The organism is Billgrantia bachuensis (assembly GCF_011742165.1).
GTDB classification, from domain to species: domain Bacteria; phylum Pseudomonadota; class Gammaproteobacteria; order Pseudomonadales; family Halomonadaceae; genus Halomonas; species Halomonas bachuensis.
In genome coordinates this window covers 44,272-69,474 of record NZ_JAAQTO010000050.1, presented here as the reverse complement: position 1 = coordinate 69,474, position 25,203 = coordinate 44,272, and the positions used below count along the sequence as shown (strand labels likewise).

Here is a 25,203-nt window from a genome sequence, read left to right as displayed (position 1 = left end):
TTCGCATCGGGTTCAACCCTTCACTGCACCGGCCGTCAGCCCTGAGACAATGCGGCGCTGGAAGACGATCACCAGCACCACGAGCGGCACCGTGACCACCACCGAGGCGGCCATTATCGGCCCCCAGGGCAGCTCGTAGGCGCTACCGCCGGAGAGCAGGGCGATCGCCACCGGCACCGTGCGCTGGCTGTCGGTCAGGGTGAAGGTCAGAGCGAAGAGGAATTCGTTCCAGGCGGCGATGAAGGCGAGCAGCCCGGTGGTCGCCATTGCCGGCCACATCAGCGGCAGGAACACCTTGGTGATGGTGACCCAGGGCGTGGCGCCATCCATGATCGCGGCCTCTTCGAGTTCCATCGGCAACTGGCGCATGAAGGTGGTCAGCACCCACACGGTGAAGGGCAGGGTGAAGATGGTATAGCTCAGGATCAGCCCACCCGGGTTGTTGTAGAGATTGAGCGCGCGGATCACCTCGAACAGCCCCGACAGCACCGCCACCTGCGGGAACATGGAGACGCCGAGGATCACCAGCAACACCGTGGTGCGGCCACGAAAGCGCACCCGGCCCAGGGCGTAGGAGGCGGTAATACCAAGCAGCAGGGCGATGAACACCACGCTGGTGGCGACCACTACCGAGTTGAAGATCGCCTGCAGAAAGCTGCGCTGGGAGAAAATCTGCAGGTAGTTGGCAAGCGTCGCCTGCGTCGGCCACAGCTCGACCCGGAACAGCTCGCTCGACGGGGTAAAGGAGGTCTTGATGGCGTAGTAGAACGGAAACACCGCGACGACCACGACGAATGCCACCAGTAGCCAGAAACCGAGGCGAGCGGTGAGTTTGGAGAGTTGGCGCGAGGTCATCACTCACCTCCCAGTTGCAGTTGCTTGCGGCCCAGGTAGAGGTAGGCCACGGTCGCCAGGGCAATGATCAGAAACAGCAAGGTCGAGGCGGCGCTGCCGTAGCCCACGTCCTGAAACTCCACCAGTTGCTGTCGGGCGTAGATCGACATCGACATGGTGCTGGTGGAGTTGGAGGTCAACACGTAGATGACGTCGAACACGCGCAGTGCATCGAGCAGGCGGAAGATCACCGCGACCATCAGTGCCGGTGTAATCAACGGCAGGGTCACCTTGAAGAACACCCTGACGGGATGAATGCCGTCGACCTCGGCGGCTTCATAGCAGTCCTTGGGCAGCATCTGCAGCGCGGCCAGCACCAGCAGGGCGACGAACGGCGTGGCCTTCCATACGTCGACCATGATCACTGCCCACATGGAATAGCTGGCATCGGCGGTCCAGGCGATGGGACTCTCGATGATGCCGAACGTCATCAGCAGATGATTGATGATGCCGAACTGGTCGTTGAGCATCCAGGCCCACATCTGCGCCGAGACGATGGTGGGAATCGCCCAGGGAATCAGTACCGCGGCGCGCACCAGGGTACGGCCCTTGAACTCGGCATTGAGGACCAGTGCCACGATGACGCCGAACATCACCTCCAGCGACACCGAGACCACCGAGAAGTAGGCGGTGTTCCACACCGCCCGCCACCAGACGGGATCGGCCAGCACGCCGAACCAGCGGCCGTCGTCATAGACCAGGTAGTTCTCCAGCCCGATGAACAGGGTATCGCCCATGTCCGACAGCGAGGCGTCGGTGAAGCTGAAGTAGAGGGTGCGCAGCAGCGGCCAGCCGGCCACCATGGTCAGCGTCACCAGCATCGGCGCCAGAAAGTACCAGGCGGCACGCACCCGCTGGCGACGCACCTTGGTACTGCGGTAACGGACTGGCAGGGGGCGCGCCGGCATCGGCGCGCTTTCGGTCACGGGAGACGACATCTCGGGCTCCTGAGCGGTTACCAGTTGCGGCGCTTGAGACGGGCCAGTTCGCGGTCGAGGTCGCTGACCGCCTGTTCACCGCTCCGGTTGCCGGAGAGCACGTCGTGGGTAGCGCTGAAGAAGGCGTTGCTGACGCGGCCATAGGCATCGCCGGTGGGGGCCGAGGGGCGTGCCACGGCATTGACGAAGGTCTCGTAGAGTTCGCCGAAGAAGGGCACGGCGTCGAGTACCTCGTCGTCCTGGTAGAGCGATTCGAGGGTCGGGTTGTAGGCGCCTTCGATGGCGCGTCGTTTCTGCTCCTCCTCGCCGGAGAGGAAGGCCACCAGCTCGGCGGCGAGTTCGGCATCCTCGCTGTAACGCGATACCGCCAGGTTCCAGCCGCCCAGCGTGGCGGCGCTGCTGCCCTCGCCGCTATAGGGCAGTTGGGTCACCCCCACCTTGCCGCGTACTTCGCTTCCTTCGCTCTGGGCCAGCGCCCAGGCGTAGGGCCAGTTGCGCATGAACACGGCGTTACCGCCCTGGAACACGCCGCGGGCCTCTTCTTCGGTGTAGTTGAGCACTCCATCGGGTGCGATGTCGCCAATCCAGGAAGCGGCACGATCGAGTGCCGCGGCCGCTTGCGGGTTGTCGATGGTGATCTCGCCGTCGCTATCGACGATGGTGCCGCCACCGTGGCTTGCCACCCACTCCAGGGCGTTGCAGGTCAGCCCCTCGTAGGCGCGGCCCTGGAACACGAAGCCGTGCATGCGATCGTTGCCTGCCTCGCGTTCGGCATTCTGAATCTCGCGGGCGATCTCGGTGAGCTCTTCCCAGGTCTCGGGTACCTCGTGGCCATACTGCTCGAGCAGGTCGGCACGGTAGTAGAGCACTCCGGCGTCGGTGAACCAGGGCATGGCCACCAGGCGATCGTCGATGGTGTTGTTCTCGACGATGGCCGGGAAGTGGCCTGCACCAGCGTCGTCACCCAGCACCTCGCGCAGGTCGAGCAGGTGATTGGCGAGCAGGCCCGGCCACACCACGTCGATCTGCATGACGTCGATGTCGGTGGAGTTGGCGGAGAGGATCTGCTGGTAGAGCGACAGGCGCTCGGTGGAAGAATTGGGCGTCGAGACGGCATCGACGCTGTGGCCGGTCTTCTCCTCCCACGCCTGCACGCCTTGTTGGCAGAGCTGGAGCTCGGCGCCCACCGCGCCGCAGGAAATGGTCAGGTCGGCGGCCTGGGCGTGGCCGAGGCTGGCGGCTCCGGCGACGACGAGAGTAGGGATCAACGACTTCTTGAACATTGGGAAATCCTTGTCGGCTTGTTGTTATCGAGACCTGAAGATGTTTAGCACAAACTTAAACGATTAAGTTTGTACGGCGCTCAGTTAGCCGTTTCTTCGTTATGAGATCAACCTAGCCTTTTGGCTAAGGCGCGCGGGGCCGCCTGTGTCATGAGCATAGCCGAGGCGCTGGCTGCGTCTTACAGCGACAGGAAGAACAGGATCAGCGGCGGCGACAACAGCGAAAGTATGAAACCACTGACCACGGCGATGGGCACACAGGCCACACCGCCGTGCTGCTGGATCACCGGCAAGGTGAAATCCATCGAAGTGGCGCCGCCGTAGCCGATGGCCAGCGGGGCATGGCGGTGGATGGTCAGGGGAATCAGGATGAAGGCCAGCAGTTCGCGGGCGAGGTCGTTGAAGAAGGCCACGCCGCCGAACAGCGGGCCGAGCTGGTCGCCGACCAGGATTGCCGAGAGCGAATACCAGCCGAAACCGGATGCCAGCGCCAGACCCTCATTCCAGCGTAGCGTGAGCAGGGGAGCGGCAAGCAACCCGCCGATCAGCGAGCTGAACGCCAGGACCGTGGCAATGGCCAGGCCGTGCCGGTTGAGCAGTATCTGGCGCAGCGGCATGCCCGAGTTGCGCAGCTGACAGCCGATCAGCGCCAGCAGCAGGTAGAGCACCCATTCGGCCCACTGCTCGGCATGCCGGAAGATGACGTCACCACCCAACCAGGCAAGCGCGAGACCGAGCAGCACGCCGCCCGCAACTACCGCCACCAGCGACAGCGAGCCGAGCAGCGCGGCCAGCTTGGTCGTGGGGGCGTTCGCCACTACCGGCGAAGGTCCCATGCGCAAGCTCAGCCGGCGCGACAGCCACCACAGCGCGAGCAGGTTGCAGGCGGCGATCACCGCGAACAGCTTGAGGGCCTGAACCCCCATGCGCGACAGCTCGCGGCCGAGTTCGTCGAGACCCGCCAGGCCGATGCCCATCAGCAGCAGGATGACGTAGACCGAGGCGTTGACGCCGCGGTTGATGCCGGCCATGGCGCCTGGGTGGCGTACCGGTACCAGATAGCCCAGCACCAGCGGCAGCAGCACGATCAAAAGCCCCGACAGCATTGTGATCCCTTTCACCGAGGCCGCCCATGGCGGCGAAAGCCGCCAACTCTACCAGGCTTTGGCTCGGTGCGCCCGGGGGGCGTATCGGGGGAAGTTCAATGCGCCTCGGTCGATAGCGAGGTGAGCGTGAGACGACTCCTGCGTTCGCCGTCACGGCGGTAGTCCACCGCCAGCAGCAAGCCGGGATATCGGGGATGAAAATGGAACAGCATCGTCTTCTCGGGCGTCTCGGGGTCGTTCACTTCGACCCTGACCGCCTCGAACTCGCCGGCGGGCAGGCTAAGCCTCTCCACTCCCAGCAGCCGATAGTCGAGGACCTCCTCGCGGCCGCGGTGATCCTGATAGACCAGATGGCAGGCGTCATTCTCGCAGCTGCCATTCAGCGCCCGTCGCGAGAGTTCGACCAGGGCCGCCTGGCGGTCGGGCAGGCTGGCCAGCTCGCTGCCGCCCAGCCGGTAGTTGCCACCCACGCCCAGCAGCGAATAGGCACTCGAATAGTTCACCGAGCGCACGCCTTCCGGCGTGACGATGAAGCGGCTGCGCTCGTTGCCGCGGGCCACGGCGATGGCGGCCTGCATGCGGCTCTGCCAGTGGCCGCTTTCCCGGGACAGCCGATGCTCGATGGTGGCGTTGGGCCAGCCCTTCACCTCCAGGCGGTAGCTGGCGCTGAAAGGCTGCATGAGGGTCTCGGGCTCCGGCACGGCTGCCACGGCCGTGCTGGAAACCCAAGCCAGCAGCATGCTGAAGAGGGGTAGGCGGGAAAGTGCTCGCAGGGATCGGTTCATGTCGGGGCACCGCTTGGCTGATAGGCGACAGTAGCTGTGAGCCTCCAGGAGCCGGTGGGTTCCACGCTGCACGGTTATTCCTCGGTTGCGGCAGGCTGCACCGGAAGATTGCCCAACCACGGCAACCGCTATCGCAGGTCGAGGGCGCGTAATGGACGAGAGCGTGATGAGACAGGAGTTGGACGAAAGTCGTATCGGTACGCTCAAGCTTTGCCGCGTGCGGCCGAAGAAGCGTAGCGCGAATGCTGAGCCAAGCGTTCGCATCAAGGCCGACGGGTATCACAACAACAACGGCACGGCTGCGCCAGCCATGTCCCTTCCAAGTCAGCGACGGTTAGAGCAGGGAGAGCCGATGGAGAGGCCCGGCGTATCCGCGACTGAATATCGAAGCATAGGGCGCCTGCCGCAACCGGCCTGAGAGATTCACAACGAGAAGCGGGCAATAGTCGCGCCAATGCAAAAGGACCGGAAGAACTCTTCTCTAACGAATTCTAGGATGCAGTGAAAGATGCGTAATTGGGCTACAAGTACCAAGCTGTGGGCGACATTGGCGCTGATGTGGGTAGGAATGCTGGTGCTGGTGGGCTGGACGGCCTATGACAAGCGAGCAGGGCTACTGGAGGAGCGGATCGCCAGCCTCGAGTACTTCGTGGGTAGCGCACGCGACATGGTGACAAGTCTCGCCACTCGCGCCGAGCACGGCGAGCTGACGCTTGAAGAGGCTCAGGCTAGGGCTATCGAGAGTCTGGCCAACCTCAGTTTCGGTGAGGATGGCTACATCTTCGCCTTCGATAGTGACATTCGGATCGTGGCGCATCCCAGGAGAACCCTGGGTGATTCCATGCGCGACTTCCAGGATAAGAACGGGCTCTACCTGTATCGGGAGCTCAAGGAGACGGCGGATCGCAACCCTCGGACCGGCGGGTTCGTCGGTTACATGTCCCAGCGCAGCCAGGCCGGCTCCGAGCAGGTACCGAAGATGAGCTACGTGCAGCGCGTCCCCGGCTGGAATTGGGACCTGGCCGCGGGCGTCTATATGGACGACATCAGTGCTGCTTTCTGGGAGAGCCTGATCGAGCTGGGCGTGCTGCTGCTGGGAATCGGCATTCTCCTGACGCTCGCCATGGGCTGGATCATCAGGGACGTGCTCGGAAGCCTGGGCGGCGATCCTCGCCATGCCCGGGAGGTGGTGAGGCGAATCGCCGGGGGCGACCTGACCCAGGCCCTGGCGCTCAAGGCCGGAGACGAGTCGAGCCTGCTGGCGGGCATCGAGAGCATGCGCCTGCGCCTGGTGGCATCGCTGCAGAGCGTCCATCGTGGTACGGAGCGGATCAATGCCGGCGTCGACCAGATCGTGGTCGGCAACCAGGACCTCTCCGCTCGCACGGAGCAGCAGGCCGCATCGATCGAAGAGACCGCATCCAGCATGGAGGAGCTCACCCAGACGGTAGGGCAGAACGCAGAGAACGCCCATGTGGCCAGCCAGTTGGCGCTCGAGGCCCGGCAAACGGCGCACCAGGGCGGCGAGATGATGGCGAATGTCGTCTCCACGATGCAGGGCATCGCACAAAGTGCCGGCAGGGTAAAGGACATCATCGAAGTGATCGACTCGATCGCCTTCCAGACCAGTATCCTGGCGCTCAACGCCTCGGTGGAGGCGGCACGGGCCGGCGAGCAGGGGCGGGGGTTCGCCGTGGTGGCGGGCGAGGTGCGTACCCTGGCCAGCCGCAGTGCCGATGCATCACGTGAGATTCGGACTCTGATCGAAACCTCGCATCAGCAGGTCGGTCAAGGGGCGGAGCTCGTCGAGAGGACGGGAAGCACCATCCGGGCCGTGGTCGACGCCGTCACTCGGGTCACCGACCTGATGGAGGAGATCGCCTCGGCGTCGGGCGAGCAGCGCATCGGCATCGAGCAGGTCAACACTGCCGTGGGCCAGATGGATCAGGTGACCCAGCAGAACGCCGCTCTGGTCGAGCAGGCGGCCGGCGAAGCGTCTGCCCTGCGCGAACAGGTGGCCATGCTGGTGCAGGAAGTCATGTGGTTCCGCATCGAAGCGCAGCAGCGCCCCGGCCATGAAGCCCCTATTTGGCAGCCTGCTCTCGTGCACGATCCGCTACCGCAGTCGCGCGCCGAACTCGCTTGATTCACGGTGCGTGCCGCATCACGCGGCACGCACCGTTCAATAACCCGCTGCGGGGTCGACGGTCTCGAGTTCGTCACCGGCTTCGAAGGCGCGGATCGCCTCGACCAACTGTTCGACGGCTTCCGACAGCGGCGTGGGGCCGGCCATGTGCGGGGTCACCCAGATGCGCGGGTGCGCCCACAGCGGGCTCGATTCGGGCAGCGGCTCATCGGGGAAGGCGTCGAGCAGGGCGCCACGCAGGCGGCCTTCCTGTTCGCCTTCGCCCAAGGCCTCGAGCAGTGCCGACTCGTCGATCAGGCTGCCGCGGCCGGGGTTGATCAGGCTGGCGCCCTTGGGCAGCTTGGCGAGCGCCTCGGCATCGATGATATGACGGGTCGCGTTGGTGCCCGGCAGCAGCAGCACCAAGGTACGCACCCGGCCGAGCAGTTCGGCGAGGCCGGCGTCACCATGATGGCAGGTGATGTCATCGAGCGACTTGGGCGAGCGGCTCCAACCGTGCACGGGGAAGCCGTCGGCGGCGACCATGGCGGCCACCTTGGCCCCGATGGCACCAAGGCCCAGCACGCCCACCGGCCAGTCGCGCTTGTCCACGAGGGGGTGCTCGTGCCACTCGTGGCGAGCCTGCTGGCGCCGATAGCGGTCGAAATCGCGCTGGAAATGCAACACGCCGTAGCGCACGTAGTCGCCGATCAGCTCGCTCATGCCGGCATCGCGCAGCTTGACGATGGGCACGCCCTCGGGGCGAGCGGGATTGTTCAGGAGGGCGTCGACGCCGGCGCCCAGATTGACGATGCCGCGGGCGCGGGTCTGTTCGGCGAGCAGCGCTTCAGGCGGCTTCCACACTGCCAGGTAATCAGCGTCTCGGCGCCGCTCTGCAGGATCGTCGGCGGTGACGATCTCGGCGTCGGGCAAGCGCTCGGCCAGCGCGTCGCGCCAAGCCTCTATGGCATCGATGTGCAGCAGTATGCGCATGATGGTTCCTCCCATTGGCAATTCCATCGCTAAGCGTATCAGTAGACGATCTGCATCATCGGCGGCGGTGCCTCGTCGAGCAGCACGCCCAGGCGCTTGAGCCCCTCCTCGAGGCGGGCGATATCCTGTTCGGCGCCGAGACTCACGCGAATGCGCCGTGGCGGCGGTGTCTGCTCCACCATGAACGGCACCGCGGTGGTGATGGCCAAGCCCTCCTGCTCGGCTTGCTGCTGCAGTTCCTCGGCGCGCCAGGCGTCGGGCAGCGATATCCACACGTGCAGGCTGGTGGGGCGCGACTCCAGGGCGTGATGCCCCAGCAGCCGCTGGGTCAGCCGCTGGCGTTCGCCGAGCAGGGTACGCTGCTCGGCGGCCATGGCCTCGACGGTGCCGTCGGCCAGCCAGCGGTCGGCGATCTCGAACACCAGCGGGGTGGCCATCCAGGTCGTGGCACGCATGCGCGGCAACACATGGTGCAGTTGGCCGCGTGGCACGGTGAGATAGCCGGCGCGCAGGCCCGGCACGGTCACCTTGGTCAGGCTGGTGACGTGGAAACTCAACTGCGGGATACGCGCCGCCACCGGCGTGAAGCCGGGCGCTTCCAGCAGGGCGTGCACGTCGTCTTCGATCAGCCACACTCGATGGCGTGCCAGCACCTCGGCCACCGCGTCGCGGCGTGCCTCGCTCATCGTCGCCCCGGTGGGGTTGAGCTGGGTCGGCGTCAGGTAGAGCGCCCGCGGCTTGAAGCGATGGCAGGCCAGCTCCAGGGCTTCGGGCACGATGCCTTCGTGATCGATGGCGATACCGCGCAGTTGGAAGCCCAGCGTGCGCGACAGCGCGATCAGGCCGTGATCGGTCAGTGCCTCGGTCAACACCAGGTCGCCATGCTGGACCACGCTCGAAATCGCCAGCATCAGGCCGTGGGCGGCACCGTTGCAGAGGATCCGGTCGTCCATCTCGCCGGGTACGTGCAGGCGCGACTGCAGCCAGGCGCTGGCGCGTTCGCGCTGATGAACGAGTCCGGCAATCGGCCGGCAGGCGGTGATCACCTCGGGGCTGGCCTGTTCTGCCAGCTCAGCGAGGGCCTGGCGAAAGCGCAGGTGATGGCCCGGGGGACATACGGGGTGGGCGATCGACAGGTCGATGAGCGGACTTTCCTGACGCGCCTCGTGACCGCGCAGATAGGCCGATTCGCGAGCATCGTCCAGCGCGTTGATCCAGGTACCGCTGCCGACTCGGGCCTGCACCAGCCCCATCTTCTCGGCTTGGGCGTAGGCCCGCGACACGGTCTGCACACTGACGCCCAGGCTTTCGGCGAGCTGACGATGTGGCGGTAGTCGCGTACCGGGAGAAAGCTCGCCCTGACGCACCGCTTCCGAAAGAGCGCGAGCGATAGCCAAGTACTTGGGCCCCGTATCCGTCAGGTACGGGGTTAGATCAATTGTCATGATTCAATAAAGCCTTTGACCGCCTGCCAAGGGTGGGTGCTACTATCAGCTTAGCGGTATTGGCTTGGTATTGTCATGCTTTTGACTTGCATGAATCATGACAATTTCTGGCGAAGATCCCTTTCCAGACCCAATGGCCGACTACCCTTTGGCCCGGCCCTCTCCTGGGGAGGTGGCTGGCTCTTGGTGATGCGATGGCGAGTGGCCCAATGACTCAGGTATCCCTGCCCTTCACTCGTGAAGAATACGCAAGCCGGCTCTGGAAGGTACGTGCCGAAATGGCCAGCCGCGGGATCGACGTGCTGGTCATCAGCGATCCTTCCAACATGGCCTGGCTGACCGGCTACGATGGCTGGTCATTCTATGTGCACCAGTGCGTGCTGGTGGGACTGGAAGGCGAGCCGGTCTGGTATGGACGTCGCATGGATGCCAACGGGGCGCTGCGTACCTGTTGGATCGATCCCGACAACATCACGTACTACCCTGACTACTATGTCCAGAATCCGGACATGCACCCCATGGACTACCTGGCCCAATCGATCATGCCCGACCGCGGCTGGCACGAAGGGGTAGTGGGGCTGGAAATGGACAACTACTATTTTTCGGCCAAGGCCTACCAGAGCTTGCTGCGCGAGCTTCCTCACGCGCGTTTCATGGATGCCAACTCGCTGGTCAACTGGTGCCGGGCGATCAAGTCTCCCCAGGAGATCGCCTACATGCGCATCGCCGGAAAGATCGTCGAGGGCATGCATTCGCGCATTCTCGACGTGATCGAGCCCGGCCTGCCCAAGAGCAAGCTGGTCTCCGAGATCTATCGGGTGGGAATTGAAGGATGGGTTGACGAACACGGCAAGGTCCATGGCGGCGACTATCCCGCCATCGTGCCCATGCTGCCCACCGGCAAGGATGCCGCCGCACCGCACCTGACCTGGGACGACACCCCCTTCCGCAAGGGCGAGGGCACCTTCTTCGAGATCGCCGGAGTGTTCAAGCGCTACCACGCGCCCATGTCGCGTACCGTGTTCCTGGGCCGCCCCCCGCAGGAGTTCGTGCGCGCCGAATCGGCCTTGCTGGAAGGTATCGAGAACGGACTGGCGGTGGCCAAGCCCGGCAACCGTACCGCCGACATCGCCATGGCGCTGGGGGCGGCCATGGATAAGTACGGCTTCGACCGCGGCGGTGCGCGCTGCGGCTATCCCATCGGTATCAGCTATCCGCCGGACTGGGGCGAACGCACCATGAGCCTGCGTCCCTCCGACGAGACCATTCTCGAACCCGGCATGACCTTCCACTTCATGCCGGGCATGTGGCAGGACGAGTGGGGACTCGAAATTACCGAGAGTATCCTGATCACCGAAACCGGCTGCGAATCGCTGGCCAGCTTCCCGCGCCAGCTGTTCGTGAAATGAGGAGAGAGCCAAGATGAGCAAGCGACCCAGCCCGATCAGCGCCACCGTGGACTTCGACGCCGACGGCGTCCAGCATGGCTTCCTCAAACTGCCGATCTCCACCGACGAGTCGGCCTGGGGGGCGGTGATGATCCCGGTCACCGTGATCAGGAACGGTGAGGGGCCCACGGCGCTGTTGGCCGGCGGCAACCACGGCGATGAGTACGAAGGCATCACCGCGTTGATCAAGCTCACCAGCGAACTGCGTGCCGAGGACGTGCGTGGGCGGGTGATCATCGTGCCGATGATGAACCTGCCGGCGGCCATGGCCGGCAGGCGTACCTCGCCGATGGATGGCGGCAACCTCAACCGCAGCTTCCCCGGCGACCCCGATGGTACGGTGACCCAGAAGATCGCCGACTACTTCACCCGGGTGCTGGTGCCGATGTGCGACGTGGTGCTCGACCTGCACTCCGGTGGGCGCACCCTGGACATCATTCCGTTCGGCGCTTCCCACGTGCTCGACAATCCCGAGCAGCAGCGTCAGGCGCTGGAGGGCGCCAAGGCGTTCGGCGCACCCTACGCCATGATGATGTTCGAACTCGACGCCGCAGCGCTGTTCGACACTGCCGTGGAGAGCCAGGGCAAGGTCTTCGTTGCCACTGAGCTGGGCGGCGGCGGCACCTCGACCCCCGAGAGCCTGGCCATTACCGAGCGCGGCGTTCGCAACTTCCTGATTCATTTCGGCCTGGTCGAGGGCGAGGTGAAGATGCCCGCCGAGCCCCAGATCTATCTCGATATGCCCGATGCCAGCTGCTACGTGCAGAGCGAACATACCGGCCTGCTCGAGTTGACGCTGGCGCTGGGTGACAAGGTCGAGAAGGGGCAGGTCATCGCCCGGATCTACGACATGACCCGCAGCGGCAGCGCGCCGGTGGAATACCGCGCAGGCCGCGACGGTATCCTGGCCGCGCGGCGCTTTCCGGCGTTGGTCAACATGGGCGACACCATTGCGGTGATCGCCGAGGTGGTGGATTCGCTGGGCTGAAGGCGATGTTCCGGCTGCGCTCGATTGAATAAAAGAGAAAACGATGAAGCTTGATCGCTATGACCTGAAGATACTCGAGATCCTGTCCCGCGACGGGCGGATCACCAAGTCGAAGCTGGCCGAGGCGATCAACCTCTCCGTCAGCCCATGCTGGGAGCGGGTCCGGCGGCTGGAAAAAACCGGGGTCATCGAAGGCTACAGTGCCCGTATCAATCCCCATGCGCTGGTCAAGCGTACCCCGGTGTGGGTACAGATCGAGCTCAAGCAGCACAACGCCGAGAGCTTCGCCTGCTTCGAAGCCTTGGTTCACGATACGCCCGAGGTCACCGAGTGCGTGGCCGTGGGTGGCGGCGTCGACTACCTGCTGAAAGTCGAGGCCGACTCCGTGGACGCCTACCAGCGTCTGATCGACGAATGGCTGACCTCCGACGCCGGTATCGAGCGTTACTTCACCTATATCGTGACCAAGACGGTCAAGCGCCCCGCCCCAGGCCTGAGGCAGGGCGACCTTCGAGCCTACTGACGCTCGTCCCGTTCACGTCCACCGGGGGTGGCTTCCATCGGCGCGACGGCTCCCATATGAACCCTCTCGGAGGCCTGTCCTGCGCGGCGGCTAACGAGGACTCAACGTTGATACCCAGGCGACATCATGGCATAAGCTAAAGGCGAGGGTGAGCAAGAGCTCACTTGGCCGGGCGATCCCTCCGGCATGATGCAGCGGTGCCGGACGAAATGGATAGCGCCCTGAAATGAGATCGCCTGACGCAGAGAGATGCCCATGTCCTACTTCACCATCGCTGGCGTGCAGATGCAGGCCCTGCATCACGGTGACAACACCGAGGCCATGCGCCACCGGGTCGATGTGCTGATGAGCCGCTTCCCACAGGTGCAGATGGTCCTGTTCAGCGAGCTGATGCCATTGGGTGCCTCACCTCACCATGCCCACACGCTGCCAAGCCACGTCGAGCAATTCTTCTGCCAACTGGCCGAGCAGTACCGTATCTGGCTGATCCCGGGCTCGATGTTCGAGCAGACCGAGCACGGCATCTACAACACCCTGTCGGTGATCGACCCCCACGGCCAGGTAGTGGCGCGCTACCGCAAGATGTTCCCCTTCCGGCCCTACGAGGCCGGGGTGGAGAGCGGTAGCGAATTCGTACTCTTCGACGTTCCCAACATCGGTCGCTTCGGCGTGTCGATCTGCTACGACATGTGGTTTCCCGAGACCACCCGGACCCTTGCCGCCATGGGCGCCGAGGTGATCCTGCACCCGACCATGACCGATACCATCGACCGCGACATCGAGCTCTCCATTGCCCGCACCAATGCCGCGGTCAACCAGTGCTACTTCTTCGACATCAACGGCGCGGGCGCCATCGGCAATGGCCGCTCCATTGTCGTCGGGCCCTCGGGTGACGTCATTCACCAGGCCGGCAGCGGTGAAGAGGTCATGCCCATCGAAGTGGATTTCAACCGCGTGCGGCGCGAACGTGAGACCGGCCTGCGGGGCCTGGGCCAGCCGCTCAAGAGCTTTCGCGACCGCCAGGTGGACTTCACCGTCTACCGCACCGAACGAGACTCCTTGCCCTTTCTCTCGAGCCTGGGGCCGCTGGCCAAGCCCCAACGTACGGATATCGAGGAGTACTGATCGCCAAGGAGGTCGCCATGAGAGTTCCTGATTCGCCTGATGCAACGGTTCTTCCGGCCCAGGGGCTCCCTCCCGGCAGCGGCCCGCCCGAGACGCGTCGCTGCCACCCCGCCTGCCATCGATGGAGCGAAGACAATGAACAAGATCAACAACATCGCCGATGTGCGTCGCCACTTTCGTAACAACAAGGAGCCCGTCTACTTCATCTCCGCCACCAACTTCAATCTGCTCGGCATCGGCGACTGGGTAGGTGGCTTTCGCCACATCAACTACATCGACTGCTTCGACGGTCAGCAGCGCAACGTCTTCGTGCCCAGGGAGAAGTTCCCGCGCGACTTCGAGAGCATCGAGGACATCAACAACTACCTGCTCGAGCACAAGGAAGTAATCGACTTCATCGGTTCACGCGCCAATGGGGAGAGTGCTGGTGTGGCGGCGTTCCTGATGTTCGACGAGCACACCGAAGAGATCTGCCGTCAGCTCGGTCTGCGGGTCGCCTTCCCGCCGGCGGCGCTGCGCAGCCGGATGGACAACAAGATCGAGACGGTGCGTATCGGCAACAAGGCCGGCGTGCCTAGCGTGCCCAACGTGCTGGCCAAGGTCGGCAGCTACCGGGAGCTGCTAGAGGTGAGTCGTGAGCTGGGCGACGACCTGGTAGTGCAGACCGCCTACGGCGACTCCGGGCATACCACCTTCTTCATCGCCAGCGAGGACGACTACTACAAGCATGCCGAGGAGATCGAGGCCGAGCCCGAGGTCAAGATCATGAAGCGCATCAACTGCCGTGGTTCGGCGATCGAGGCCTGTGCCACTCGCTGCGGCACCGTGGTCGGCCCTTTGATGACCGAGCTGGTGGGCTTCAAGTCGTTGACGCCCTACAAGGGCGGCTGGTGCGGCAACGAGATGTTCGCCGGCGCCTTCAGCCAGGAAGTCCGCGACAAGGCGCGCGAGTACACCTTCAAGTTCGGCGAGGCGCTGCGCGAGGAGGGCTATCGCGGCTACTTCGAGCTCGACTTCCTGATCGACATGGACAACGGCGAGGTCTACCTGGGCGAGCTCAACCCGCGCGTCACCGGCGCCAGCTCGCTGACCAACGTGGCGGCCTTCGCCCACTCCGACATTCCGCTGTTCCTCTTCCACCTGCTGGAGTTCTCCGAGGTCGACTTCGAGCTGGACATCGAGGAGATCAACGAGCGCTGGTCGCATCCGGACAGCGTCGACAGCTGGAGCCAACTGGTGATCAAGCACACCGACGAGAGCGTCGACCTGCTGACCCAGGCACCGCGCACCGGGGTCTGGACCATGGCCGAGGACGGCAAGATTGGCTACGACCACTACAGCTATCATCCCCATTCCGCCGAGAACGATCGCGAAGCGTTCTTCCTGCGTATCAGCGGGGCGGGGGATTTCCGCTACGAGGGAGCCGACCTGGGCATCCTGATCACCCGCGGACGCCTGATGGACGACGACTTCCAGCTCACCGAGAGGGCCCGCGCCTGGATCGAGGGCATACGCGGCGAGTACGCCGGCCAGCCGTTGCAGGACCCGGCAGTGGAGGAGGTTGCGGTGACCCACGCCATCGGCGGCGGCAACTTCAAGATACTGTGAACGTCGAGGTCGAAGGGCATCACGAGGCGCGGCAGGTGAAAATGGAGAAATCGCTGGTGTTCCGTACCCTGCACGAAGAGGTGCCGGGGCCCAAATGGCAGTCGCTGTTCGACTACCACTGGCCGGCCTACGAGGCGTGGTACCTGGCCGAGGGCGAGCGTGAGCGACCGGCCTACCTGAGCTGCTACAACGCCCTGCGCCGGCACATGCCGGAACTGCTAGAGACCTATGGTGCGCTTTGCGCGCTGGCCGGCGGCGGTGACCTGGCGGCGCGTTTCCTCAGCCTCTACCAGCCGCCGCCCTACATCACCGGCTGTTCCCAGGCGGTACTGGCTCGGCACGGCTCCAGCCTGCTGGCGCGCAACTACGACTACCCGCCGGAGCTGTGCGAGGGCACCGTCCTGCATACCCGCTGGAACGGGCGCGGAGTGATCGCCATGATCGATTGCCTGTGGGGGGTGCTGGACGGCATGAACGACCGCGGGCTTGCCGTATCGCTGGCCTTCGGCGGGCGCAAGGCGGTGGGCGAAGGCTTCGGCGCCCCCATCATCCTGCGCTACCTGCTGGAGTTCTGCGACAGCGTCCCCGAGGCTGCCGAGGTACTGGCCCGGGTGCCCACCCACATGGCCTACAACATTACCCTGACCGATGCCTCCGGACGCTACGTCACGGCCATGATCGGCCCCGACCGCCGAGCCAGCATCCGCCGGGTACCGGTGGCTACCAACCATCAGAAGAAAATCGAGTGGTATGCCCATGCGCTGGCCTCGGAAACTCTGATCCGCGAACGCCAACTGTCGATCCTGGTGGATGACCCGGCCACCACCGAAGGGCGCCTGCTGGATGCCTTTGCCGCGCCGCCGCTGTTTCGGCGCGACTACGGGCGTGGGCTCGGCACCATCTACACCGCGGCCTACTGGCCCACGACGGGACAGGTGAGCTACCGCTGGCTGGGCGAAACCCTCGACCTGACCTTCGACCACTTCCCGGAGGGAGAATTGCGGGTCCGCTACGGCCCCAGGTAGCCGGCACTGACGGCAGTGAGCCGTCGCCGGCAGAAAGACAATAACGAACAACGATGGAAAGGGTGTCGCCATGCACGAGAGCAGCCATACCGAAACGCCCTATACCGCGCTGGGCTTCTATCACAAGATTTCCCAACTGCGTGCCGATACCTGGAATGCGCTCAAGCGCGACCTCGGTCAACTGGTGCGGCTCGGCGACGAGAGCCGGGCGCGCAACCTGGTCAAGGCGATCGACGTCAAGCTGACGCGACTCGAAATCATCGAGGACTACCACGCCTTTCCGTCCAAGGAGGACTTCCGCCATTTGTGGTCGTTGTTCGACCGCGAGGAGTACGTGCTGCTGGAGAAGGTGGTCAAGCGCCTGGTGCGGGCGCTGATCAGCGAATCCTATCGGCGTCGTCACGTGGACCTCTCCGAGACCGATGCCGATGCCGAGGATCTCGAGGCCCTCGACGCCCTGGCTCAGCTGCGGCGCGGGCATCCTGCCTCCAACAGCTCGGCGCAGCCCTACTTCGAGCTGCTGATCGTCGACAACCTGTCGCCCCAGGAGGAGGAGGTCGTCCGCGAGGCTTTCCATAACATGCGGCGGCCGGAGGATCGCTTCGTCTATGACGTGGTGACGGTACGCAGCTTCGAGGATGCCCTGATTGCGGTGCTGGTCAATCCCAACATCCAGGCCTGCCTGATCCGCTACGAGTTCCCCTACAAGTCGAAGTACAACCTGAGTGCCCTGCGCAACTACCTCGAGGGCTTGTCGGAGAAGGAACTGGAACACCAGACCGAGGCCGAGCGCAGCATCCTGTTGAGCTCAATGATCCACGAGCTGCGCCCCGAGATCGATCAGTTCCTGGTCACCAGCGGCGACGTCGAGGCCACGGCGAGCCGCGACATCCGCTACTTCAACCGCATCTTCTATCGCGAGACGGACTACATCGAGCAGCACCACACCATTCTGCGTGCCATCGACAGCCGCTACCGCACGCCGTTCTTCGATGCCCTGCGCGAGTATAGTCGAAAGCCCACCGGTGTCTTCCACGCCATGCCCATCTCGCGCGGCAAGTCGGTGACCCGTTCGCACTGGGCGGGCCACATGATCGACTTCTACGGCATCAACATCTTCCTAGCCGAGACCTCGGCCACCTCCGGCGGGCTCGATTCGCTGCTGCAGCCCTACGGGCCGATCAAGAAGGCGCAGGAGTATGCCGCGCGGGCCTTCGGCGCGCGCCAGAGCTTCTTCGTCACCAACGGTACCTCGACCGCCAACAAGATCGTGGTGCAGGCGCTGGTCAAGCCGCGCGACATCGTACTGATCGACCGCGACTGCCATAAGTCGCACCACTACGGCATGGTGCTCGCCGGCGCCCACGTCAGCTACCTCGACTCCTATCCGCTCAACGACTACTCGATGTACGGTGCGGTGCCGCTGCACGAGATCAAGAAGACCCTGCTCGAGTACAAGCGTGCCGGCGAGCTCGACCGGGTCAAGATGCTGCTGCTGACCAACTGCACCTTCGACGGCGTGGTCTACAACGTGCGACGGGTGATGGAGGAGTGCCTGGCGATCAAGCCCGACCTGGTGTTCCTGTGGGACGAGGCGTGGTTCGCCTTCGCCACCTTCAACCCCACCTATCGGCCGCGCACGGCCATGCACGCTGCGCGTACGCTGCGCGACCGCTATCGCAGCGAGGCCTATCGCGAGGAGTACGCGGCGTGGAAGGAGGAGTTCGACAAGCTCGACCCCGACGACGACGCCACCTGGCTGGAACGGCGGCTGATGCCCGACCCGGATGCGGTGCGTATCCGTGCCTATGCCACTCATTCCACACACAAGACCCTGACTTCGCTGCGCCAGGGTTCGATGATCCACGTCTACGACCAGGACTTCCGCCAGCGCGTCGAGGCCCCCTTCCACGAGGCCTACATGACTCACACCTCCACCTCACCCAACTACCAGATCCTCGCCTCGCTCGACGTGGGCCGCATGCAGGCGGAGATGGAGGGCTTCGAACTGGTTCACGCCCAGGTGGAGACGGCGCTGTCGCTGCGTGAGCAGCTCTATACTCATCCGCTGTTGCAGAAGTATTTCCGCGTACTCAAGAACAGCGACATGGTGCCCGCCGAATATCGCGAATCCGGCGTGGAGTCCTACTTCGACCCGGTGACCGGCTGGAACCAGATGGAGGAGGCCTGGGCACGGGACGAGTTCGTGGTCGATCCCACGCGGGTGACGATTGCCATCGGCAACACCGGGGTCGACGGCGATGCCTTCAAGAACGAGTACCTGATGAACAAGTACGGTATTCAGATCAACAAGACCTCGCGCAACACCGTGCTGTTCATGACCAACATCGGCACCACCCGCGGCTCCATCGCCTACTTGCTCGACGTGCTGATCAAGCTGGCCAAGGAGTTCGAGTACCGCTGGGAGGAGAGCAGCCGGCCCGAGCGCAAGATCATCGAGCATCGGGTGCACTCGCTGACCCGGGAATTGCCGCCATTGCCTGATTTCAGCCGCTTTCACGACGCCTTCCGCCAGTGCAGCGAGACGCCCCAGGGCGACATCCGCCGCGCCTATTTCCTCAGTTACGACGAGGAGCACACCGAGTATCTGCGCTTCGACAACGGCGAACTCCAGGTCGAGATGCGCGGCGGTCGCGACGTGGTCTCGGCGAGCTTCGTGATCCCCTACCCGCCGGGCTTCCCGGTGCTGGTGCCGGGGCAGGTGATCAGCGAGGAGATCCTGTTCTTCCTGCAGGCGCTGGACGTGACCGAGATCCACGGCTACCGACCGGAGCTGGGTTTGCTCGTGTTTACCGAGGCGGCACTGGCCGCCCCGCCGGAGACTTGAGCGGCGCGCGCAGAAAAAAACGCAACTTCCCCAAGGAGGACAAAAAAAAGCGCATTCCTCCTGTGGGCTAACGAAAAGTCCCACCCCGGGTTTCCCCTTACCCTGTACCCATCGAGCAGCCGCCGGCTGCTCTGTCGTTTTTGCAACAATCGGCCCCGCAATTGAGCCGATGTCAGGGGAGGTACCCATGAAACTGTCCAAGACGCTGACCGCTCAGCTCGACGATCCACGCCTGTTCCGCGAGCACGCCTATGTGAATGGCAAGTGGACCCACGGCGAAGGCGGCCGTGAGGAGACGGTGATCGACCCTGCCACCGGCGAGGCCATCGGCCACATTCCCTGGCTCGAGGCGCACCAGATCCGTGAAGCCGTGGACGCCGCCGATGCGGCCTTCGGCCACTGGCGTGCGCTGCGTGCCGACGAGCGCGCCGAGCGCCTGATGGCCTGGCATGACCTGCTGCAGGCCCACCGCGAGGACCTGGCCACCATCATGACCCTGGAGCAGGGCAAGCCGCTGCCCGATGCCCGCGGCGAGGTGGAGTACGGCGCCAGCTTCGTGCGCTGGTTCGCCGAGGAGGGCAAGCGTACTTTCGGCGAGACTATTCCCAGCCACATTCCCAACGCCGCGCTGGGCACGATCAAGGAGCCGGTGGGCATTGCCGCGCTGATCACGCCGTGGAACTTTCCGTTGGCGATGATCACCCGCAAGGCCGCCGCCGCCATGGCCGCCGGGTGTCCGGTGATCGTCAAGCCGGCCGGCGAGACGCCGTTCTCGGCGCTGGCACTGGCCGAGCTGGCCGAGCGCGCCGGCATCCCCGCCGGGGTGTTCAACGTGGTGCTGGGCGAGCCCGCGGAGGTCTCGAAGATTCTGTGTGCCGAGGAGCGCGTCAAGGCGCTATCCTTCACCGGTTCCACTCGCGTCGGGCGGCTGCTGCTCGAGCAGAGTGCCCAGACGGTCAAGCGCGTGTCGCTGGAGCTGGGCGGCAACGCACCGTTCATCGTCGGCCCCGACATGGATCCCAAGGAGGCGGCCTTCGCCGCGGTGGCGGCCAAGTTCCAGACTGCGGGCCAGGACTGCCTGGCGGCCAACCGCATCCTGGTGCACGAGTCGATCCACGACGAGTTCGTCGCGCACTTCGCCGAGCGCATGGCGGCACTCACCGTGGGCAACGGCATGGAGAGCGAGATCGACCTGGGGCCGCTGATCCACCGCCAGGCGGTGGACAAGGCCGCGTCCATCGTCGACGACGCCATTTCCCGCGGAGCCACGCTGGTGGCCGGGGACCAGACTCAGGCGCCGGGCGAGAACTTCTTCATGCCGGTGCTGCTGACCGGCGTGACGCCACAGATGAAGGTGTGGCGCGAGGAGAACTTCGCGCCGGTGGCGGGGGTGACCGCCTACCGCGACGACGATGAAGTGATCGCCATGGCCAACGACACCGAGTACGGCCTGGCGGCCTATGTCTACACCCACGACATCCGCCGCATCTGGAAGCTGCTGCGGGCGCTGGAGTACGGCATGGTCAGCGTCAACTCGGTGAAGATGACCGGCCCGCCCGTGCCCTTCGGCGGCGTCAAGCAGTCGGGGCTCGGCCGCGAGGGCGGCATCACCGGGATCGATGAATACCTGGAGACGAAATATTACTGTCTGGGAGCTCTAGGTTCAGTTTCCGGTAGCTAGTCATAATTGAATTTGAACATCTCCCCGCCGCGGCGGGGACCTGAAGAGAAGAGAGAACATAATGAGCCAGCAGCACCGCGATCTGATCGAGCGCGACCGCAAGGTCACCTTCCACGCCTCCACCCACCTTCGCGACTTCGCCCACGGCGACGCAGCGGGCCGCGTGATCACCGGCGGCAAGGGGATCCACATCGTCGACAAGGACGGCCGCGAGTTCATCGACGGCTTCGCCGGCCTGTACTGCGTCAACATCGGCTACGGCCGTACCGAGGTGGCCGAGGCGATCTATCAGCAGGCGCTGGAGCTCTCCTACTATCACACCTACGTGGGCCACTCCAACGAGCCGCAGATTGCGCTCTCCGAGAAGATCATCGAACTCGCCGGCCCCGGCATGTCCAAGGTCTACTACGGCCTCGGTGGCTCCGACGCCAACGAGACCCAGCTCAAGATCGTGCGCTACTACAACAACGTGCTGGGCCGCCCGCAGAAGAAAAAGGTCATCTCGCGTCAGCGCGGCTACCACGGCTCGGGGCTGGCCACCGGCTCGCTGACCGGCCTCAAGGCATTCCACGACCAGTTCGACCTGCCGCTGGCCGGCATCCTGCACACCGAGGCGCCGTACTACTATCACCGCGCCGCCGAGCAGGAGGGCATGAGCGAGCGTGAATTCTCGCAGTACTGCGCCAAGAAGCTCGAGGAGATGATCCTGGCCGAGGGCCCCGACACCGTGGCCGCCTTCATCGGCGAGCCGGTGCTCGGCACCGGCGGCATCGTGCCGCCGCCGGAAGGCTACTGGGAAGCGATCCAGGCGGTGCTGGCCAAGTACGACGTGCTGTTGATCGCCGACGAAGTGGTATGCGGTTTTGGTCGCATCGGCGCCGACTTCGGCAGCCACTTCTACGGCATCAAGCCCGACCTGATCACGGTCGCCAAGGGCCTGACCAGCGCCTACCAGCCGCTCTCCGGCGTGATCGTCGGCGACCGCGTATGGAGCGTGCTGGAGCAGGGCACCGCCGAGTACGGCCCCATCGGCCACGGCTGGACCTACTCCGGCCACGCCTTGGGCTGCGCCGCGGCGTTGGCCAACCTGGCGATCATCGAGCGCGAGGGGCTGACCCAGAACGCCGCCGAGACCGGCGCCTACCTGCAGCAGCAGATGCAGGCCGCCTTCGGCGACCATCCCATCGTCGGCAACGTGCGCGGCGTGGGCATGCTGGCGGCGCTGGAGTTCTCCGTCGACCCGGCCAAGCGCAAGCACTTCGATGCCGCGCACAAGGTCGGTGCGCGCATGTCCGCGGCGGCGCTGGACGAGAACCTGATCGCCCGCGCCATGCCGCAGGGCGATATCCTCGGCTTCGCGCCGCCGCTGGTGGCCACCCGCACCGAGGTCGACGAGATCGTCGCCCGCGCTGAGCGCGCAGTGAACAAGGTCACCGACCAGCTGGTCCGCGAAGGTGCCGTCAAGGCCAGCATGTCGGTCGGCTAACTCTTCCAAGCTGGATCAAAGGCCGCGGGGATCGAACCCGCGGCCTTTTTCTTGGCCCTTGCCGGCAACCTTTTCTAGTCTGGAAAAACCTCACCCCTTGCAACGAGCCGTTGAGACTGCATCGCCATGTCGCAACCCCAGCACGGTGTTTCCCTCGCTTCCGTGTACCAAGCGCGTCGTCGCATTGCCGGTCAGGTGGTGCGTACGCCGCTGATCCGTTCCCATGCGCTCTCCGAGCATTTCGATGCCGAGATCCTGCTCAAGCTGGAAACCCAGCAGCCGACCGGCGCCTTCAAGCTGCGCGGCGCCGCCAACATGATCGCCGCGCTGATCGAACGCCACGGCCGCGAAGCCCTGGCTGCCGGCGTGACCACGGCATCCACCGGCAACCACGGCCGTGCGGTGGCATACGCCGCAGCCCGGCTCGGCGTACCGGCGACGATCTGCCTGTCGCGGCTGGTGCCGGCCAACAAGGTGGCCGCCATCGAGGCGCTGGGCGCCGAGGTGCGGCGCGTGGGTGAGAGCCAGGACGAGGCCTTCGGCGAGGTCGAGCGGCTGGTGTGTGAGCGCGGCATGACCCTGATCCCGCCCTTCGACGACCCGCTGATCGCGGCCGGGCAGGGCACCATCGGTCTGGAACTGATGGAGGATGCCCCGGATCTCGACCGAGTCATCGTCGGGCTCTCCGGCGGCGGGCTGCTGGGGGGCATCGGCGCGGCGGTAAAGGCGATTCGCCCCGAGACATGCATGACCGGAGTGAGCCTGGCACGCGGTGCGGCGATGTGGGAGAGCCTGCAGGCGGGCCGGCCCGTGGCAGTAGAGGAGGTCACGAGCCTGGCCGACTCGCTGGGTGGCGGCGTCGGTCTCGACAATCGCTGTACCTTCACCCTGGTACGCGAAGTAATGAACGACCATTTCCAAGTTTCGGAGACGGCCATCGCGCACGCCATGGTCGACATTCTCGAACATGAGAAGCTGCTGGTTGAAGGCGCCGCCGCGGTGGGGCTGGCCGCGCTCACCGAGCATGGCCTGGACGTGAGCGGCCAGCGGGTGGCGCTGATTCTCTCCGGCAACGGCGTGGCGCTGGAAACGCTGGATCGGGCGCGGGCCATGGTCGGCCGTTGAGCAATACAGTTAAGCGATGCAGAGAGACGAGTAATCGGGAGAGTCGGATGAAGCTCTATCAGCGTGACGAAATCGCAGCAGTAATCGGTATCGACGAGCAGGCGCTGCGCCAGGTCGAGGCGGGTTTCGCTGCCTTGGGTCGCGGCGAGGCCATACAGCCGCCGATCCTGTCGATGTCGATGGAGGAGTTCGGCAGCGAGGTAGACGTCAAGACGGCGCATATCAAGGGCTGGGAGCGCTTCGCCATCAAGGTCAGTACCGGCTCCTTCGACAACCCCAAGCGCGGCTTGCCGAGCCTCAGCGGCTTGATGATGCTGTTCTCCGCCGAGACGGGACGGGTCGAGGCGGTCCTGTTCGACGAGGGCTACCTGACCATGGTGCGTACCGCCGTTGCCGGAGCCATCGCTGCGAAGCATCTCTCCCGCGAAGACAGTCGTCGGGTGGCGGTGATCGGCGCCGGCGAGCAGGCCCAGCGTCAGGTCGAGGCGCTGCGTCTGGTACGAAACGTCGATACCCTGGACGTCTGGGCGCGCCGCCCGGAAGGTGCCGAGGCCTACGCCGATCTCATGCGCAGCCGTGGGTTCACCGTCAGCATGCACGACAGCGTTCACGCCGCCTGCGCGCAGGCCGACATCATCGTCACCGCCACGCCCTCACGGGAGCCGCTGCTGCAAGCCAGCGACCTGCCCGAGGGCGTCCACGTCACCGCCATGGGATCGGACAGCCCCGACAAGCGTGAGCTCGACGAGTCGGTATTGACTCGTGCCGATGCCTTCGTCTGCGACACTCGCGCCCAGAGCGAGCACAATGGGGAACTCAAGGTTTTCGCCAATGAGAGGCGTGAGCCACCGTTCAAGGTCCATGAGTTGGGGCGGGTGATCGAGCGCGGCGAGCGATTGCGGGTCTCGGACACCGCAATCACGGTGTGCGACCTGACCGGCACCGGGGTCCAGGACACCGCCATTGCCAGCTTCGCGCTGTCGCGGCTGGCAGGCGAGTGAATCCGATAATGCTGTCGCGCTGCCCTTGAGCCCGGGGGCGGCAGTGCCCATGCTGAGGACTGGCCAAGTGAAACGAGGAGCGCAGCAGATGGCAATGGTACTTGCCTTCGATGTCTATGGCACCCTGATCGATACTCACGGCGTTGTCACCGAGCTGGAGGAGCGGCTCGGCAGGAACGGCAAGGACTCGCTTGCCGGCGAGTTTTCGCGGCGCTGGCGCGACAAGCAGCTGGAGTACAGTTTTCGCCGAGGCCTGATGGGCGCCTATGTGCCCTTCGGCCAGTGCACGCGTGAAGCGCTGGACTTCACCGATCGTGCGCTGCAGGCCCAGCTGACGGACGTCGACAAGGATCACCTGATGGCAGTCTATGCGCGCCTGCCGGCGTTTCCCGAAGCCGCCGGCGCATTGGAGCGGCTGGCCGCGTACGGTATACGCTGCGTCGCTTTCTCCAACGGTACCTCCGAGGCGGTCAACGGCCTGCTCGAGCAGGCCGGTATCCTCGAACGCTTCGAAGCGGTGATCAGCGTCGACGAAGTCAAGCGCTTCAAGCCCGACCCCGCCGTATACGCCCACCTGCGCAACCGGCTGGAAGTCGCCCCTGGCGATACCTGGCTGATCTCGAGCAACCCCTTCGACGTGATCGGCGCCCGCCATGCCGGGCTGCATGCCGCCTGGGTACGGCGCAGCCTCGACGCCCCCTTCGACCCTTGGGGCGTCGAACCGGACCTGACCGTCACCGACCTGGACGTACTCGCAGAGCGACTGGGCTAGTCAG

20 protein-coding genes are annotated in these 25,203 nt (G+C 64.8%); 13 read left to right on the top strand and 7 right to left on the bottom strand.

Annotation, left to right across the window (positions count from 1 at the left end; translation table 11 throughout):
- Positions 1-12 precede the first annotated feature (12 nt).
- From HBJ55_RS17755 to HBJ55_RS17735, 5 genes are all read right to left on the bottom strand, one after another.
- Positions 13-855: a carbohydrate ABC transporter permease gene (locus HBJ55_RS17755; protein ID WP_167118091.1), complete on the bottom strand. Its 843-nt coding sequence runs from the start codon at positions 853-855 to the stop codon at positions 13-15.
- Complete coding sequence (locus HBJ55_RS17750) at positions 855-1,832, bottom strand: carbohydrate ABC transporter permease (protein WP_167118089.1); 978 nt, start codon at positions 1,830-1,832, stop codon at positions 855-857. The genes HBJ55_RS17755 and HBJ55_RS17750 overlap by 1 nt, the downstream gene beginning before the upstream one ends.
- Before the next feature lie 17 nt (positions 1,833-1,849).
- Complete coding sequence (locus tag HBJ55_RS17745) at positions 1,850-3,115, bottom strand: ABC transporter substrate-binding protein (RefSeq protein ID WP_167118087.1); 1,266 nt, start codon at positions 3,113-3,115, stop codon at positions 1,850-1,852.
- 179 nt (positions 3,116-3,294) lie between these two features.
- Positions 3,295-4,221 (bottom strand): LysO family transporter, encoded by a 927-nt coding sequence (locus tag HBJ55_RS17740; protein ID WP_167118218.1) that lies wholly within the window; start codon positions 4,219-4,221, stop codon positions 3,295-3,297.
- Between the two features lie 95 nt (positions 4,222-4,316).
- A complete protein-coding gene (locus HBJ55_RS17735) occupies positions 4,317-5,006 on the bottom strand; it encodes a hypothetical protein (RefSeq protein ID WP_167118084.1) in 690 nt (229 codons plus the stop codon).
- Between the two features lie 508 nt (positions 5,007-5,514).
- Between HBJ55_RS17735 and HBJ55_RS17730 the strand changes: the two genes are divergently transcribed.
- Positions 5,515-7,152: a methyl-accepting chemotaxis protein gene (locus HBJ55_RS17730; RefSeq protein ID WP_167118081.1), complete on the top strand. Its 1,638-nt coding sequence runs from the start codon at positions 5,515-5,517 to the stop codon at positions 7,150-7,152.
- 36 nt (positions 7,153-7,188) lie between these two features.
- Here HBJ55_RS17730 and HBJ55_RS17725 read toward each other — a convergent pair whose 3' ends face one another.
- Both HBJ55_RS17725 and ehuR read right to left on the bottom strand, forming a co-directional pair.
- Positions 7,189-8,124, bottom strand: coding sequence for a 2-hydroxyacid dehydrogenase (locus HBJ55_RS17725; protein ID WP_167118078.1), 936 nt, complete (start codon positions 8,122-8,124; stop codon positions 7,189-7,191).
- 38 nt (positions 8,125-8,162) lie between these two features.
- Positions 8,163-9,569 (bottom strand): MocR-like ectoine utilization transcription factor EhuR, encoded by a 1,407-nt coding sequence (ehuR, locus tag HBJ55_RS17720; protein WP_167118075.1) that lies wholly within the window; start codon positions 9,567-9,569, stop codon positions 8,163-8,165.
- A gap of 209 nt (positions 9,570-9,778) precedes the next feature.
- On the opposite strand from ehuR, the gene doeA reads away from it, so the two are divergent.
- From doeA to HBJ55_RS17660, 12 genes are all read left to right on the top strand, one after another.
- Positions 9,779-10,978 (top strand): ectoine hydrolase DoeA, encoded by a 1,200-nt coding sequence (gene doeA / locus HBJ55_RS17715; RefSeq protein ID WP_167118072.1) that lies wholly within the window; start codon positions 9,779-9,781, stop codon positions 10,976-10,978.
- A gap of 13 nt (positions 10,979-10,991) precedes the next feature.
- Entirely contained in the window at positions 10,992-12,005 is a 1,014-nt protein-coding gene (gene doeB, locus HBJ55_RS17710) for a N(2)-acetyl-L-2,4-diaminobutanoate deacetylase DoeB (protein WP_167118069.1), read from the top strand.
- Positions 12,006-12,048: 43 nt separating this feature from the next.
- Positions 12,049-12,528 (top strand): Lrp/AsnC family transcriptional regulator, encoded by a 480-nt coding sequence (locus tag HBJ55_RS17705; protein ID WP_167118066.1) that lies wholly within the window; start codon positions 12,049-12,051, stop codon positions 12,526-12,528.
- Positions 12,529-12,783: 255 nt separating this feature from the next.
- Positions 12,784-13,653 (top strand): carbon-nitrogen hydrolase family protein, encoded by an 870-nt coding sequence (locus HBJ55_RS17700; protein WP_206022741.1) that lies wholly within the window; start codon positions 12,784-12,786, stop codon positions 13,651-13,653.
- 135 nt (positions 13,654-13,788) lie between these two features.
- Positions 13,789-15,261 carry a biotin carboxylase gene (locus tag HBJ55_RS17695; RefSeq protein ID WP_167118060.1) on the top strand — a complete coding sequence of 491 codons (1,473 nt, stop codon included), beginning with the start codon at positions 13,789-13,791 and terminating at the stop codon, positions 15,259-15,261.
- Positions 15,262-15,302: 41 nt separating this feature from the next.
- Positions 15,303-16,286 (top strand): C45 family autoproteolytic acyltransferase/hydrolase, encoded by a 984-nt coding sequence (locus HBJ55_RS17690; RefSeq protein ID WP_167118215.1) that lies wholly within the window; start codon positions 15,303-15,305, stop codon positions 16,284-16,286.
- Positions 16,287-16,356: 70 nt separating this feature from the next.
- Positions 16,357-19,134 (top strand): aminotransferase class I/II-fold pyridoxal phosphate-dependent enzyme, encoded by a 2,778-nt coding sequence (locus HBJ55_RS17685; RefSeq protein WP_167118056.1) that lies wholly within the window; start codon positions 16,357-16,359, stop codon positions 19,132-19,134.
- A 187-nt stretch (positions 19,135-19,321) separates the two neighbouring features.
- The gene (locus HBJ55_RS17680; RefSeq protein ID WP_167118053.1) at positions 19,322-20,815 is read left to right on the top strand and encodes an NAD-dependent succinate-semialdehyde dehydrogenase; all 1,494 of its coding nucleotides are present in this window, start codon (positions 19,322-19,324) and stop codon (positions 20,813-20,815) included.
- A gap of 61 nt (positions 20,816-20,876) precedes the next feature.
- The gene (locus HBJ55_RS17675; RefSeq protein ID WP_167118050.1) at positions 20,877-22,301 is read left to right on the top strand and encodes an aminotransferase; all 1,425 of its coding nucleotides are present in this window, start codon (positions 20,877-20,879) and stop codon (positions 22,299-22,301) included.
- A 126-nt stretch (positions 22,302-22,427) separates the two neighbouring features.
- Positions 22,428-23,426, top strand: a complete 999-nt coding sequence (gene eutB, locus HBJ55_RS17670; RefSeq protein WP_167118046.1) for a hydroxyectoine utilization dehydratase EutB — start codon at positions 22,428-22,430, stop codon at positions 23,424-23,426.
- Between the two features lie 47 nt (positions 23,427-23,473).
- Entirely contained in the window at positions 23,474-24,427 is a 954-nt protein-coding gene (locus HBJ55_RS17665; RefSeq protein WP_167118043.1) for a cyclodeaminase, read from the top strand.
- Between the two features lie 88 nt (positions 24,428-24,515).
- Positions 24,516-25,199, top strand: coding sequence for a haloacid dehalogenase type II (locus HBJ55_RS17660; protein WP_167118040.1), 684 nt, complete (start codon positions 24,516-24,518; stop codon positions 25,197-25,199).
- Positions 25,200-25,203: the final 4 nt, after the last annotated feature.

Bases quoted from the DNA above. Each gene is read 5' to 3' on its own strand.
- HBJ55_RS17680 (WP_167118053.1), top strand. From the start codon at position 19,322: ATGAAACTGTCCAAGACGCTGACCGCTCAGCTCGACGATCCACGCCTG.
- HBJ55_RS17685 (WP_167118056.1), top strand. From the start codon at position 16,357: ATGCACGAGAGCAGCCATACCGAAACGCCCTATACCGCGCTGGGCTTC.
- HBJ55_RS17730 (WP_167118081.1), top strand. From the start codon at position 5,515: ATGCGTAATTGGGCTACAAGTACCAAGCTGTGGGCGACATTGGCGCTG.
- HBJ55_RS17705 (WP_167118066.1), top strand. From the start codon at position 12,049: ATGAAGCTTGATCGCTATGACCTGAAGATACTCGAGATCCTGTCCCGC.
- HBJ55_RS17750 (WP_167118089.1), bottom strand. From the start codon at position 1,832: ATGTCGTCTCCCGTGACCGAAAGCGCGCCGATGCCGGCGCGCCCCCTG.
- doeB (WP_167118069.1), top strand. From the start codon at position 10,992: ATGAGCAAGCGACCCAGCCCGATCAGCGCCACCGTGGACTTCGACGCC.
- HBJ55_RS17755 (WP_167118091.1), bottom strand. From the start codon at position 855: ATGACCTCGCGCCAACTCTCCAAACTCACCGCTCGCCTCGGTTTCTGG.
- HBJ55_RS17695 (WP_167118060.1), top strand. From the start codon at position 13,789: ATGAACAAGATCAACAACATCGCCGATGTGCGTCGCCACTTTCGTAAC.
- HBJ55_RS17700 (WP_206022741.1), top strand. From the start codon at position 12,784: ATGTCCTACTTCACCATCGCTGGCGTGCAGATGCAGGCCCTGCATCAC.
- eutB (WP_167118046.1), top strand. From the start codon at position 22,428: ATGTCGCAACCCCAGCACGGTGTTTCCCTCGCTTCCGTGTACCAAGCG.
- ehuR (WP_167118075.1), bottom strand. From the start codon at position 9,569: ATGACAATTGATCTAACCCCGTACCTGACGGATACGGGGCCCAAGTAC.
- HBJ55_RS17745 (WP_167118087.1), bottom strand. From the start codon at position 3,115: ATGTTCAAGAAGTCGTTGATCCCTACTCTCGTCGTCGCCGGAGCCGCC.
- HBJ55_RS17675 (WP_167118050.1), top strand. From the start codon at position 20,877: ATGAGCCAGCAGCACCGCGATCTGATCGAGCGCGACCGCAAGGTCACC.
- HBJ55_RS17660 (WP_167118040.1), top strand. From the start codon at position 24,516: ATGGCAATGGTACTTGCCTTCGATGTCTATGGCACCCTGATCGATACT.
- HBJ55_RS17665 (WP_167118043.1), top strand. From the start codon at position 23,474: ATGAAGCTCTATCAGCGTGACGAAATCGCAGCAGTAATCGGTATCGAC.
- HBJ55_RS17740 (WP_167118218.1), bottom strand. From the start codon at position 4,221: ATGCTGTCGGGGCTTTTGATCGTGCTGCTGCCGCTGGTGCTGGGCTAT.
- doeA (WP_167118072.1), top strand. From the start codon at position 9,779: ATGACTCAGGTATCCCTGCCCTTCACTCGTGAAGAATACGCAAGCCGG.
- HBJ55_RS17735 (WP_167118084.1), bottom strand. From the start codon at position 5,006: ATGAACCGATCCCTGCGAGCACTTTCCCGCCTACCCCTCTTCAGCATG.
- HBJ55_RS17725 (WP_167118078.1), bottom strand. From the start codon at position 8,124: ATGCGCATACTGCTGCACATCGATGCCATAGAGGCTTGGCGCGACGCG.
- HBJ55_RS17690 (WP_167118215.1), top strand. From the start codon at position 15,303: ATGGAGAAATCGCTGGTGTTCCGTACCCTGCACGAAGAGGTGCCGGGG.